The sequence below is a fragment of the Aurantivibrio plasticivorans genome, from assembly GCF_055392955.1.
In genome coordinates, this window is sequence record NZ_AP036020.1 from 3436112 (window position 1) to 3449396 (window position 13285).

Sequence of the window (13285 nt, forward strand, 5' to 3'; positions counted from 1 at the left end):
AAGGGTTAACTATAAATTATTGAATGTGAAATTTTGGTCAAATCATGCCGAGCTAGTTGACCAAGATCAAATGTGAAGACTGATAAAGCTGTATTTACGTTTCTTAGTGCCTTTTGTCGACATAATTTTGACATACCCATTTTTACTATGGCCATCACCAATCTCATGATAGCCATACAGCAATGAAAAATACGTCAATTAGCACATGTCTTGTCACCTACCTGGCGCCCTTACTCCGCCCTGCCATCCTATTTTTGTTATCGGTAACCCCGTTATCGTCCGTCGGCTCAGGTATGCAACATCAATCATTACCCCTGGATCCAGCGCTCAGCATTTCAGATGTTTTTAACAGCGCGCGTCAGCGAGCAATTGAACAGCCGATTTTAACGGCACAACAGCAACGTGCGGACAATTTTACTGATCTAGGAAAGCGCTGGACCAACGGTTCACCGTCTGTTGATGCTATCTATTGGCAAGACAAGATGTTAGACGATATCGGCTTAGAGGAGTGGGAGGCCGGCGTCACATTTGACCTCTGGCGATGGAAGGAAAGATCCGCAAGCCAATCCCTTGCCAGCCATTACCAGGCACTGACTCAGGATTGGCGAGACTTCATCGACTGGAATCTCCGCGGTCAGGTTAACCAAACGCTACTTGCGTTATCGCATGCTGAAGCGTTGCTCAGTTTTCAAAAAATGGCTGTCGACGATGCCGAGCGCCTTGTGTCCGCCTCCAAACAGCTTTACCAAGCTGGAAGCATTTCTCAGCTGCAACTCATGCAGGCACAGTCTGTTTTAGCGGGTCAACAATCGTTATTGCTGGAACACGAGGCAGCGATGGTAGACGCTGAACGCGAGTATCAAATACTTACCGGGCTTGATCGACGCCCACACCAATCTATTAGTGCTATCGATCTCAACCTCTCCGATCAGGAGATCGAGAATCACGTACACAATAACGTGACGCTGAAGCTATATCGTGCAGAACTCGAGGTAGCGGAAGCAAAGTTCAACAAAGCTAAGCTCGCAGCGGCACCATCGCCTCAAATGAGGCTTGGTGTTAGAAAGCAACAATCCACCTACCAAGACGACACCATCACTAGTGTAGGCCTCAGTTTTAGCTTACCTATCGCCTCTAGCCGTTATATACGAACAGTAACCAGTGAGGTGGAGATTGAAATTGCCAACGCGAAAGTTGCCTTACATCAGCAAGAGCGCGAGATGCAGCGCCTGATGCATGAACTAGAGCATTCTTTATATGTTAACCAACAAGCATTGGCGATTATGGCAAGCCAAGTTGCGGCCCTTGAGCAACAGAAATTGATGGCACTAACAGCATTTGACGCCGGCGAAACCAACCTCGCGGAAACACTCTACACCCTTCAGCATGTTCACACTACCGAGCGCGATGCGCTGCTCCTGCAAGAAAAACGAAGAATGCTACTCGTACAATTTAATCACCTACTGGGACTGTAATCATGAAAAGTTATGCCATATCTCTATGTTTAACATGCTTCATCTCATTAGGCTTCATCTCACCGGGTTTGAAAGCAGAAAATATTACGCTCGATGATGAAGATTTACTACGCCTTGACATCGCATATGCGAGACTGCAAACAGTTGACGCTAGTCACGGGATTGAATTGCCCGGCACCACTGTTCACGCTCCGAATACAACCGCCCAAGTATTTATTAGGCATGCAGGAATAGTCAGTGAATGGCGCATCCAACCAGGACAAAAAGTTAACAAAGGCGAGATCATAGGCAGTGTACTTAGCGAAGATATTGTTTCACTTCAAAATCAATGGATGGTTTTGAATGCAGAACTCGTTAAACAAGAAACAGCTCTCGAACGAGACCGGTCGCTTTTTGACGCTGGCGTTATTGCTAAACAAAGGCTGTTGAACACAGAAAATTCCTACAACCAAATTCGATTTGACAAGCTAAGTACCGAACAACTGCTCAATCAGTCTGGCATAAACACTAATGACTTACAGCTACTTGAAACGGATGCCGAAGCATTAGGCATTTTTTACGTGCGCGCTCCCGCAACGGGTGTACTCGTACGTCGAGCAGCTGAAATAGGTGAATACGTTGAGGCAAACACCCCGATTGCCACAGTTCAACAATCCAGCAAGCTGTGGTTGCGAGCCCGTCTACCCGCAACGATTGGGTCTCAAGTTTACATTGGTCAGCAATTAACAGACGGGCGCAGTGGTGCAGGCCTAACGGTAAAGCAACGAGACTATGAAGTTGATACCGCGACACAAACGATCCAGATATTTGCCGAATACAATGCACCGAATAATTTGATGCCTGGGCAAGTTATCCCCCTCATTATTCCGCCAGCCCAAGCTGGTGTATTAATTCCTGCAGATTCCGTCGTTTACCTTGGTAATCAAGCCACTGTGTTTATAAAGACGAATAATGGTGTGAGAGCACAAGACGTAAACCTAATACCCGCTGGCAATCACTATCTTGCCACTGACGATATTGAAGCCAACACCGAAGTGATTGTGAAAGGTGCCGCTGTCGTTAAAGGTATTGTTCTCGGCCTAGGCGGAGGTGAATGATGCTATCAAAATTAATAGAGGTTGCCCTCAGTCAACGTTTAATGACAGTACTCGTTGCCGCCGTACTCCTGGGGTTTGGCGTGAAAGCTATGCGTGATTTGCCCATCGATGCATTCCCTGACATCTCACCAACCCAGGTAAAAATCATCGTCAAATCCCCGGGAATGACACCAGAAGAGGTCGAAACATTAATCACGCAACCTCTCGAAGTAGAACTCTTGGGCATTCCCGAACAGTCCATGTTGCGGTCTATTTCTAAATACGCACTCAGCTCAATCACCTTGGACTTTAACGAAGGTACAGATATTTATTGGGCACGACAACAAGTCGCTGAACGCGTCAATAACGTATGGAATGATTTACCAGGCGATATAAGCGGTGGTCTTGCGCCTATGAGCACACCGTTAGGCGACATGTTCATGTTTACTATCGACAACCCCGATCTCAGCAACTCTGAGAAACGATTTCTACTGGATTGGACTATTAGACCGGCCTTACGTACCGTACCTGGTGTGGCGGATGTTAACTCGCTTGGGGGATTCGTAAAAACATTCCAAGTAGCGCCTAAACGCGAAGCCATGGCTTTACTGGGCTTTAAAAACAACGACATAACCGTAGCACTACGATCCAATAATCGCAGCGACGGGGCTGGACGCATAGACCAGGGCGAGGAAGCCATTCTCGTGCGTGTAAACGGTGCAATACAGTCATTAGACGATCTTAGAAAAATTCAAATCACCAACGTTGAGCAAAAGACAGTATCGCTTGATCAAATTGCCAACGTTAACATCGGCTCCCTCGAACGTTATGGCTCTGTAACTGCCGATGGAGATTCTGAAGCGGTTCAAGGCTTAGTGATTGGTCTACGTGGTGCAAATGCACGCGAAGTCGTTAACGGTGTACAAACCAAACTTGAAGAACTAGAAAATACCCTCCCCGACGGCACTCGTATTAATGTGTTTTACGATCGAAGCGTGCTCATTAATAGCGCTGTCAGTACGGTGTCGAAAGCCCTTATTGAAGCTGTAATATTAGTATTAATTTTACTCGGCCTGTTCTTGGGAAATATACGCGCCGCTATCACAGTTGCTACTGTGTTACCGCTGTCAGCGCTAGCCACGTTTCTACTCATGGGAAAAATGAACATGACGGCCAATCTCATGAGCTTGGGTGGACTGGTCATCGCGATCGGCATGTTAGTTGACTCATCGATTGTTATTGTCGAAAACATAGTTGCGTCACTTGGTCGCAATGCGCACAACAAACTGCCACGACTTCATATTATTTATCGAGCAGTCAAAGAAGTGTCTATCCCTGTGACGTCTGGGGTGGCGATCATTGTGATTGTTTTTCTCCCGCTCTTATCGCTTGAGGGCCTCGAAGGCAAATTGTTTGGCCCCGTAACACTGACCATCGTATTCGCCTTGGTGAGTGCTTTATTTCTCTCGCTTTCAGTTATCCCTGTCCTCGCTTCGTACTTAATTAATAAGCAAGAAGACATCGAACCTTGGCTAAGCCGAAAACTACATGAACTATATGAGCCGCTATTGATAAAAGCGCTGACAAAGCCCAAAGCTGTTTTTGTGTCAGCTGGAATACTACTACTCTCTGCTGCCTGTACGTTTCCTTTTATTGGCAAAACCTTTATGCCGACAATGGATGAAGGTGACATTATTATTCAGCTTGAATTTATCCCGTCAATAAACCTATCTACAACCACACGGATGGTGCAACAAGTCGAGAAAGCTTTATTGGACAATATTCAAGAGATTGAGCGCGTCGTATCACGCAGTGGTTCCGACGAAATTGGCATGGACCCAATGGGTCTCAACGAAACTGATATGTTTCTTCAGCTAAAGCCAACCGACGCGTGGCACGTTGACGACAAGGCTGAGCTGGAAGAGAACATTCGCACTGTCATGGAGTCATTCAAAGGCATCAATTTTGGCTTTACACAGCCAATCGATATGCGCGTCTCCGAAATGCTCACAGGCTCCCGGGGAGACGTCGCCATCAAACTTTTTGGCACTGACCTTCATTTACTCAACGATTACGCCCAACGTATCCAAAAAATTGTCAGTCAAGTTCCAGGCAGTGTTGACGCGATGGCAACACTCAATGAAGGCGCCCAATTTTTACAAGTCAATATTAATCGTACTCGTGCGGGACAGCTTGGTGTCGATGCGGATCAACTACAGCGTCAATTGCGCTCCGAGATAGAGGGAATGCAAGTCGGGACGATCATCGACGAAGGCGCGCGGGTACCGTTAGTGCTGAGGTATGACAAGTTACAAGGTGATGGTCAAATGAAGCTCAACAATGACTTCATCAACCTCCCCGACGGCTCAATCATTCCGCTCTCTGAGCTAGCAGAGATACAACGCGTGGAAGGCCCAGTTTCTATATCTCGTGAATCAGGCCAACGCTTTGCGACCATTCGCAGCAATGTAGAAGGACGGGATCTAGTCGGCTTTGTTGCCGAAGCACAACAAACGATCAACGAGCAACTCAAATTACCAGAAGGTTATTCCCTCTCCTGGGGCGGTGAATTTGAGAATCAACAACGTGCCGCAACTCGCTTAAGTATTGTTGTCCCAGTAGCGATTGCCCTTATCGGTTTACTGCTATTCTTAACGTTCAACTCAATAAAACAAACACTGGTTATTCTATCGAACATACCCTTCGCCATGATTGGTGGAATTTTTGCCCTCTTTGTCACAGGTCAATATTTATCCGTCCCAGCCTCAGTGGGGTTTATCGCGTTGCTCGGCATCGCGGTGTTAAATGGCGTGGTGATGATGTCGCATTTTAACTACCTACACGCAAAGAGGATTCCTATTGAAGAGGTAGTCCGAGAAGGTGCGCTACGACGCCTGCGCCCAGTATTGATGACGGCAAGCACCTGTGCATTTGGTTTAGTGCCACTGCTGATTGCCGAAGGCCCAGGGTCCGAAATACAAAAACCACTGGCAATCGTGGTGATAGGAGGGTTAATTAGCTCAACCCTGTTAACGCTATTTTTACTTCCGATCGTTTATCGCTATACCCATCGCTACCCAGTTTAGGCAACTATTATGAAAAGCTTACTCGTTCTGAATACGTCTCTCGAATTAGAAGAAGACATGGTGGATTTTTTACTCGAGCAAGACGATATTTCGGGGTTTACCAGCTATAGGGTCAATGGCCACGGTGAAGCTGGTGCTTGGCATTTAGTAGAACAGGTGACAGGCAGGCGCAAACGCATTCAGTTTGAAATCACCATGGCAGCCAGTTTAGTTGATAAGCTGATTGATTCTTTGAGTGTATCAGTAGGTAAAGATATCTATTTTTATGAGCTGCCAGTCCGACGAGAAGGCCACTTGCGATAAACAAGTTCGTTATCGAAAATGTAAAAAAAGGGCAGCGAAGCTGCCCAAAGGGCTTAAACCTACAATCACGAGGCTTGTTTAGCCGGAGGGCTATGGGAAATTTTTGGTCATAAACGATTAGTGGCTAATCATCCACGGCCGCTGTGAAGGAAACACCTTACTTCCATCCGCTAGATAAATTACTTGTTGCTTTAGATTACTTTGATCCGGCGCGGCGCCAATGATCTGTGGCTTACCATGATGATGCGCTCCAGAAGCGCGGTGTCCACAACATCCGCTACGCTTTAATTCAAATGCTTTTTTTTCTGCCTCTTCTGCGCGGCTGTCAGTCGTAGAAAAATGAGGCTCATGACGCGCCCTCTCATTTTTTTCCATCGCTTTACGTTTTTCTGGCGCCATCGCTAAAACTTCCGGCGGAATCATAATAATTCGTCCGCTCGCTACACCGCATGTTGGGCAAGCTTGCGGCTTACCGCTGTCAGCCATGGTAGCTAGCTGGTGAAACACACCGTGGTCTTTACATTTGTAATCGTACAAAGGCATTGTCATTCTCCTTAGTGGCGCAAGCTCGGAACGTAAATGCGGGTTTTGCTATTCACGTATCGAGCTTGCACTCGCTGATGGTAGTCTCGTCTTATGTATCTCGTTCCTTACACGTCCTTGGACAAAGGCACATCAACACTGCCATCTAATTCAATCTTCGGTCCGTCTGCATTGGGCTTCACATCGAATTCAAAAATATCCGTTGGTAACCACAACGTGGCGCAGGCATTAGGAATATCGACCACACCACTAATGTGCCCCTGTACGGGCGCAACGCCAAGAATCGCGTAGGCTTGTGCTTTGGTGTATCCAAACTTCGTCAAATACTCAATCGCATTCAAGCAGGCTTGTCGGTAGGCAATATGCACATCAAGATAATGCTGTTTACCATCTTCATCGACCGATATTCCTTCAAAGATCAAGTAGTCGTCATATTTCGGTGTTATAGGGCTAGGCTTAAAGATGGGGTTCTTAACACCATACTTCGACATACCATCTTTAATAAGGTTGACACGCATGTGAACCCAACCGGCCATTTCAATTGCGCCGCAAAACGTAATCTCACCGTCACCTTGACTAAAATGTAGATCACCCACACTTAAGCCTGCGCCATCGACATACACAGGAAAATAAACGGTTGAGCCACGAGATAAATCTTTGATGTCACAGTTCCCACCATGCTCGCGTGGTGGAACCGTACGCGCAGCTTCGGCAGCGGCTGCATCTTTGGCATCTCCTTGCATACGCCCCATGTGCGCGGTATCCGCTACAGGAAGTGTTGCTAGTTCTGGTACTCGGTCAGGGTCGGTGGCGACTAAGGCAGATTCGCGAGCGTTCCATTCATCTAACATCTCGCGCGATGGTAAACAGCCAATTAGTCCGGGGTGAATTAAACCAGCGAATTCAAGGCCGGGGACATGCCGCGACTTAGTAAACATTCCATTAAAATCCCAAATAGACTTTTGTGCCTCTGGAAAATGCTCTGTTAAAAACCCACCACCATTTTGTTTCGAGAAAAAGCCATTAAAACCCCACTGGCTTTCGTCAAACGTACCGATATCTAGGATCTCTACTTGTAACAAATCACCTGGCTCTGCCCCTTCAACCGCTATCGGCCCTGACAAGAAGTGGACTTTTGATAGATCCACATCCCGCACATCATCAGCGCAGTCATCATTAGCGATTTGGCCGCCGGTCCAATCCACGCACTCCACAATAAAGTCATCCCCCGGTTTCACGGTTTCAACCATAGGGATATCTGGATGCCAACGGTTATGAATCTTGTCGTTATCATAGGGTGATGAGTTTAGGTCGACTTTAATAATGGTCTCGGTCATAGCTGATGCTCCTATTCGATTAATCTAAAATGTCTTTCTATAAAAAAGTCTTCGTACAAGTTTGAATAAATTAAACCGCCAAGTAGGAAGCCACCTTGGCTTCATCTAATGTGTCCCTTGATTCTTCGTGCACAATCTCTCCCTTTTCAATCACCAGTATTCGATCGGCGATATCCAGTGCAAAACTTAATACTTGCTCCGACACGATGATCGACAATCCTCGAGTGTCCCGAATCTTCTTGAGCGTTCGCGCCATTTCGCGAATGATTGATGGTTGGATTCCCTCGGTAGGCTCGTCGAGTAAGAGCATCTTTGGATTACTTGCTAGAGCCCGCGCGATGGCGAGTTGTTGTTGCTGCCCACCCGATAAGTTACCGCCACGTCTCGACCCCATTTCCTTGAGCACCGGAAATATTTCGTATAAGTCTTCCGGCACTTTCTTTTCACCGGTTACAGTCAATCCAGTTTCAATATTTTCTTTTACCGTCATAGTGGAAAAAATCATTCTCCCTTGTGGTACGAATCCAATACCACCTTTAACTCGGTCATGACTTTTCATGTGAGTAAAATCCAGATCCTCCAACGTCGCTTTACCTTTCGATGTCGGCAACATGCCAATCAACGATTTCATCAACGTGGACTTCCCCATGCCATTGCGCCCCATAATGGCGACGATTTCTTTTGGCTTAACCTCAAAATTAAGACCATGCAACACTTCGCTTTGCCCATATGACACGTGATAATCTTTCACCGATAACATAGTGTTTCCTCGACCTTTAAATACCGACAGTTAGTGACCCAGATACACTTCAACAACCTTAGGATCCGTTTTTACTCGACTCATTGAGCCTTCCGACAACACCTTACCCTGGTGAAGTACCGTCACCCGATCAGCAATGTCTTCGACAAACTGCATATCATGTTCAATAACAATGACTGATCGTCCTTCAGTAATGCGCCGCAATAGCTCCGCCGTTTTTTTACGCTCAGCGACTGACATTCCAGCGACAGGTTCATCTAACATCAGTAATTCAGGGTCTTGAATAAGTAGCATGCCGATTTCCAGCCACTGTTTCTGACCATGACTGAGTAACCCAGCTTGCATATCCAGCTGCTCGGTTAAAAATATCGTCTCGGCAATTTTTTCAACTTCAGCGACTACGTCTGCATCGCGTTTGAACGCTAATGCGCCTATGACGGTATGGCCTTTGGGATAGGATATTTCTAGGTTTTCAAATACGGTTAGGTCTTCATAAATTGATGGGTTTTGGAATTTGCGACCCACACCTGCATGCACGATGGCGTGCTCTTTCATCTTGGTCAGTTCTTTGCCACGGAATTTAATTGAACCTTCAGTGGCTTGTGTTCTGCCACAAATAAGATCGAGTACGGTCGTTTTGCCTGCACCGTTAGGACCAATAATTACGCGTATTTCCCCTTCTTCAACATAGAACGAAAGGTCGTTAACAGCTTTAAAGCCATCGAAAGAAACTGTTAGGCCCTCTACAGCCAGAACAAAATCTGTGTTTGAAGCAGTCATTGTTAGTTCTCCTTAGGCGGCACCGGCTTGCGCCGTATCGGTTTTATCAGCGTCCTCTTCGACACTGGATTCAGTTGACCCGTCGACGCTGCCAGCTAAATCGCTTTCAGCGCTAACGCTCTCTACCGAAGCCGAGTTCTTCTCGCCTAAAGCCTCAGGTGTGCTGCCGGAATACCACTGCGGTAATTTTGGCTCGATAAACTTTTGGAATAGTCCAGCTATGCCATTCGGAAATGCCATGACAACGCCGATAAATAGCGCACCCATTGCGAACAACCACAATTCTGGAAAGCTTTCCGAGAAGGTGGTCTTTGCCCAGTTAACCAATAGCGTGCCGTATACCGCGCCCAAGATGGACAGTCGGCCACCGACAGCGCAAAAAATCACCATTTCAATTGAAGGCACGATGCCGACGAAAGAAGGCGACATAAAGCCTACTTGAAGGGTAAACATGGCTCCGCCAATGGCAGAGAACGCAGCCGCTAGACAAAAAACAAAGATCTTGAAATTTGAAACGTCGTAACCTGAAAACCGCACACGATCTTCTCGGTCGCGCATCGCGACTAGAATTCGACCCAGTTTATTTTTGCGAACAAATTGCGCCAGAAACAAACAACCAAACAACAGCACACAACACGCGTAATAAAGAATTACTTTGGCACCGTCGGTACGAATGTCCCATCCCAACAATGTACGGAGATCGGTGATCCCGTTTACACCACCGGTGTAACCTTGTTGGCCGATAATTAAAATTGTCAAAATCGCCGCAATCGCCTGTGTAATGATCGCGAAATAGACACCGCCAACTCGGCGCTTAAACATCGCCACGCCAATAATAAAAGCGAAAATCGTGGGCACGATGACGACGGCGATTAAAGCAAATGGCAAGCTGTAGAAGGGCTCCCACCAAAAAGGTAGTTCAGTTATCTGATTCCAATCCATGAAGTCTGGGATGCCCGGTGTCGATTGAATTTTTGTCGACTCAGGGTCTGACGATTCCAATTTCAGAAACATTGCCATGCAGTAGCCGCCTAAGCCAAAAAAAACGCCTTGGCCCAAACTTAGAATGCCGCCGCAACCCCAACACAACACCAAACCCAGTGCGACAAACGCATAGGTTAAGTACTTTCCAATGAGGTTTAACCGAAAGACGTCGAGAAACATCGGCAGCACCGCAAATAGGATGAACGCCAGTAACGCAAAGCTAACGATGTCTTTGCGCGGCATAAAGGTAGATACAGAATGGTCCGACATAACAGCCTCCTTAATGGCGGATCTTCAAAGCGAACAAACCTTGTGGACGCAGCATTAATATGCCGACCACAAACAACAACGTAAGGACTTTGGCCATCGAGCCGCTAAGGAAAAATTCCATTGTGGATTGTGCTTGCGAAATAGAGAAAGCTGATGCGATGGTTCCCAATAAACTTTGCGCACCGCCAAACACTACAACTAAAAAAGTATCGACAATGTATAGCTGCCCTGCTGTTGGTCCGGTCGAACCAATCATGGTAAATGCACTCCCCGCTATACCAGCAATGCCACAACCAATACCAAAGGTATAGCGATCGACTTTTTCGGTATTAATACCCACTGCACCTGCCATTGGTCGGTTTTGCACAACAGCGCGTACTTTTTTACCCCAGCGCGATCGGTACATCAGAAAATACACACCAATTGCAATACACAAAGTCAGTACCATGACGAATATTCCATTAATAGGCACTTCGACAATCTCTGTCAGTTGATAGGAGCCCATCATCCAATCCGGTAGCGTTACGCCAACCTCCCGCGCACCAAATACCGTACGATACAACTGCTGTAATATAAGACTTAAACCCCAGGTAGCGAGTAACGTATCGAGTGGACGCTTGTATAAAAAGCGAATCAAACTCCACTCCACGAAAACCCCTAGGGAAAACGTGACAACGAAGGCGATAGCCATCGCGACAAAGAAGTAGCCGGCAAACAAACCCGGCATATAATTAGAAAAAACGTTAGACGTGAGATATGTCATGTATGCACCGAGAATCATAAATTCTCCATGCGCCATGTTAATAACGCCCATCTGACCGAAAATAATCGCCAAACCGAGCGCCATTAAGACTAAGACGGAAAATAGTATCAGGCCGGCGAAGCCTTGCATTGCGAATATCGCGGTTAACTCCGAGGTACTATATTCTGAAAACATGTCGAAATACTCCAATAATCACACCGACGGGATACTGTGTTGTCAATTGGTGGCGACTACTGCCGCCACCTTTCTTGCAGTGCTCTCTATGCCCTATATTTCCGCAGTGAGATTTATTGGTAACCTTCAGGGAAAGGGTTTGGCTCGATGAGGTCAGAACTTTCATAGACCACATCGTATTGGCCGTCTTTTTTCGCTAAACCTACACGGGTTTTAGACCAGAGGTGATGATTGGGGTGAATCTTGACGTAGCCTTCTGGCGCTGTTGTCAATTCGATACCTGGTGATGCCTCACGTACTTTATCGATATCAAACGATCCTGCTTTTTCGACAGCTGCTTTCCACAACCAAGGCCCGAGGTACGCAGCTTGCGTTACGTCACCGATCACGATGTCGTCTCCGTACTTGGCTTTAAACGCTTTCACAAATGCTTCGTTGTTGGGGTTGTCAAGGCTTTGGAAATATTTCATCGCCGCATAAGCGCCTTCAATGTTTTCACCTCCGATACCGAGAATCTCATCCTCTGTAACCGAAATGGTGAGCAACAATGGTTTTTCTTTCGTGAGATTGATACCCGCTGCCTTCAACTGTTTGTAAAACGCAACATTGGAACCACCGACGACAATCGCGTAGATGACATCAGGTTTTTTCAATTTAATCTTGTTGATTACTGAGTTAAATTGCGTGTGGCCTAGCGGGTAGTATTCTTCACCCACCACTTTGAGCCCTAACTTTTCGATATGCTTGCGCGCAATTTTGTTGGATGTCCTAGGCCAGATATAATCTGAACCTAATAAGTAAAAACTTTTTGCTCCTTTTTCTTTCGCCACCCAATCGATTCCAGCAATAATTTGTTGCGTTGCTTCTTGGCCGGTATAGATTACATTCGGCGACTGCTCTAAGCCTTCATAAAATGTTGGGTAATACAGCATGCCGTTGTATTGCTCAAATACTGGTAATACAGCTTTACGTGAAGCAGAAGTCCAACAACCAAACACTGCCGCCACCTTATCGTTTACCAGTAATTTTTTGGATTTCTCTGCAAAGGTGGGCCAATCACTAGCGCCATCTTCTTGGATATACTCAATCTTTCTACCCAGCACACCGCCCATTGCGTTGATTTGTTCAATCGCAAGCTTTTCGGCTTGCACTGAACCTGTTTCGCTGATGGCCATGGTGCCGGTCACTGAATGTAAAATTCCGACGGTGACTGTGTCGTCAGTCACCGCGAGGCCAGTTGTATTGACTTCAGCTGACGCCACACCAGCCATCAGCAGCCCGGCTGGTATTGCGCTTAATGCTCGAAGCAGTATTCGTTTTTTTACAGAAAACTTGCTCATAGTCTTGCTCTCCTCAGTTTGAAATAGCGGCAACGCTCTTGTCGGAACGTCTCCCCCGTCGCAGGCATTTACCGACATCGCTCTATGCAATGTCGCCTCGCCTGGTATGTAAATTCAGGGATAGTGTGCGCGGGAGTGCCGCATTCGGCTATTCGCAGGATGCTCTAACCAAGTACGTCAATTGACGTATATGGAAAATCTCGTTTTCAAGATAGTTTTGAGACGTTCTTGGCGGCTGCAGGGCAAATACGACGAAACCAAGCTTTGAGAAATTTTGCGGCTTTTCAGTCACAAGAATGTGAAGGGTGTAAACCCATAGGGTCTAAGAATTGCACTAAGCATACAAAGGTAGCACTGGGGGCGTTTAGCAAGCACGAGCTATTAACCTAACCGC

11 protein-coding genes are annotated in these 13285 nt (G+C 46.7%); 4 read left to right on the plus strand and 7 right to left on the minus strand.

What is annotated here, in order from left to right; genetic code table 11:
* Positions 1 to 182 precede the first annotated feature (182 nt).
* Genes ACZ5NB_RS15355 through ACZ5NB_RS15370 form a run of 4 tightly spaced genes read left to right on the plus strand, consistent with a single transcriptional unit; the run spans position 183 to position 5940 of the window.
* Positions 183 to 1475 carry a TolC family protein gene (locus ACZ5NB_RS15355; RefSeq protein ID WP_460233134.1) on the plus strand — a complete coding sequence of 431 codons (1293 nt, stop codon included), beginning with the start codon at positions 183 to 185 and terminating at the stop codon, positions 1473 to 1475.
* A 2-nt stretch (positions 1476 to 1477) separates the two neighbouring features.
* Positions 1478 to 2572 (plus strand): efflux RND transporter periplasmic adaptor subunit, encoded by a 1095-nt coding sequence (locus ACZ5NB_RS15360; protein ID WP_460233135.1) that lies wholly within the window; start codon positions 1478 to 1480, stop codon positions 2570 to 2572.
* Positions 2569 to 5637, plus strand: a complete 3069-nt coding sequence (locus ACZ5NB_RS15365) for an efflux RND transporter permease subunit (protein ID WP_460233136.1) — start codon at positions 2569 to 2571, stop codon at positions 5635 to 5637. The genes ACZ5NB_RS15360 and ACZ5NB_RS15365 overlap by 4 nt, the downstream gene beginning before the upstream one ends.
* 9 nt (positions 5638 to 5646) lie before the next feature.
* Positions 5647 to 5940 carry a DUF3240 family protein gene (locus ACZ5NB_RS15370; RefSeq protein WP_460233137.1) on the plus strand — a complete coding sequence of 98 codons (294 nt, stop codon included), beginning with the start codon at positions 5647 to 5649 and terminating at the stop codon, positions 5938 to 5940.
* Between the two features lie 117 nt (positions 5941 to 6057).
* Here ACZ5NB_RS15370 and ACZ5NB_RS15375 read toward each other — a convergent pair whose 3' ends face one another.
* The 7 genes from ACZ5NB_RS15375 to urtA all read right to left on the minus strand — a co-directional run bounded on the left by ACZ5NB_RS15375 (position 6058) and on the right by urtA (position 12891).
* A complete protein-coding gene (locus ACZ5NB_RS15375; protein ID WP_460233138.1) occupies positions 6058 to 6483 on the minus strand; it encodes an FmdB family zinc ribbon protein in 426 nt (141 codons plus the stop codon).
* A gap of 107 nt (positions 6484 to 6590) precedes the next feature.
* The gene (fmdA, locus tag ACZ5NB_RS15380) at positions 6591 to 7820 is read right to left on the minus strand and encodes a formamidase (protein ID WP_460233139.1); all 1230 of its coding nucleotides are present in this window, start codon (positions 7818 to 7820) and stop codon (positions 6591 to 6593) included.
* 70 nt (positions 7821 to 7890) lie between these two features.
* Positions 7891 to 8580, minus strand: a complete 690-nt coding sequence (gene urtE / locus ACZ5NB_RS15385; protein WP_460233140.1) for an urea ABC transporter ATP-binding subunit UrtE — start codon at positions 8578 to 8580, stop codon at positions 7891 to 7893.
* Positions 8581 to 8610: 30 nt separating this feature from the next.
* Positions 8611 to 9360, minus strand: a complete 750-nt coding sequence (urtD, locus tag ACZ5NB_RS15390) for an urea ABC transporter ATP-binding protein UrtD (protein WP_460233141.1) — start codon at positions 9358 to 9360, stop codon at positions 8611 to 8613.
* 12 nt (positions 9361 to 9372) lie between these two features.
* Positions 9373 to 10614, minus strand: coding sequence for an urea ABC transporter permease subunit UrtC (gene urtC / locus ACZ5NB_RS15395; protein WP_460233142.1), 1242 nt, complete (start codon positions 10612 to 10614; stop codon positions 9373 to 9375).
* Between the two features lie 10 nt (positions 10615 to 10624).
* The gene (urtB, locus tag ACZ5NB_RS15400) at positions 10625 to 11551 is read right to left on the minus strand and encodes an urea ABC transporter permease subunit UrtB (RefSeq protein ID WP_460233144.1); all 927 of its coding nucleotides are present in this window, start codon (positions 11549 to 11551) and stop codon (positions 10625 to 10627) included.
* 113 nt (positions 11552 to 11664) lie between these two features.
* Positions 11665 to 12891: an urea ABC transporter substrate-binding protein gene (gene urtA / locus ACZ5NB_RS15405; RefSeq protein WP_460233145.1), complete on the minus strand. Its 1227-nt coding sequence runs from the start codon at positions 12889 to 12891 to the stop codon at positions 11665 to 11667.
* Between the last annotated feature and the right edge of the window lie 394 nt (positions 12892 to 13285).

Coding starts and splice junctions, on each gene's coding strand:
- fmdA (WP_460233139.1), bottom strand. CDS start 7,820: ATGACCGAGACCATTATTAAAGTCGACCTAAACTCATCACCCTATGAT.
- ACZ5NB_RS15375 (WP_460233138.1), bottom strand. CDS start 6,483: ATGCCTTTGTACGATTACAAATGTAAAGACCACGGTGTGTTTCACCAG.
- ACZ5NB_RS15355 (WP_460233134.1), top strand. CDS start 183: ATGAAAAATACGTCAATTAGCACATGTCTTGTCACCTACCTGGCGCCC.
- ACZ5NB_RS15360 (WP_460233135.1), top strand. CDS start 1,478: ATGAAAAGTTATGCCATATCTCTATGTTTAACATGCTTCATCTCATTA.
- urtC (WP_460233142.1), bottom strand. CDS start 10,614: ATGTCGGACCATTCTGTATCTACCTTTATGCCGCGCAAAGACATCGTT.
- urtD (WP_460233141.1), bottom strand. CDS start 9,360: ATGACTGCTTCAAACACAGATTTTGTTCTGGCTGTAGAGGGCCTAACA.
- ACZ5NB_RS15370 (WP_460233137.1), top strand. CDS start 5,647: ATGAAAAGCTTACTCGTTCTGAATACGTCTCTCGAATTAGAAGAAGAC.
- ACZ5NB_RS15365 (WP_460233136.1), top strand. CDS start 2,569: ATGATGCTATCAAAATTAATAGAGGTTGCCCTCAGTCAACGTTTAATG.
- urtE (WP_460233140.1), bottom strand. CDS start 8,580: ATGTTATCGGTGAAAGATTATCACGTGTCATATGGGCAAAGCGAAGTG.
- urtA (WP_460233145.1), bottom strand. CDS start 12,891: ATGAGCAAGTTTTCTGTAAAAAAACGAATACTGCTTCGAGCATTAAGC.
- urtB (WP_460233144.1), bottom strand. CDS start 11,551: ATGTTTTCAGAATATAGTACCTCGGAGTTAACCGCGATATTCGCAATG.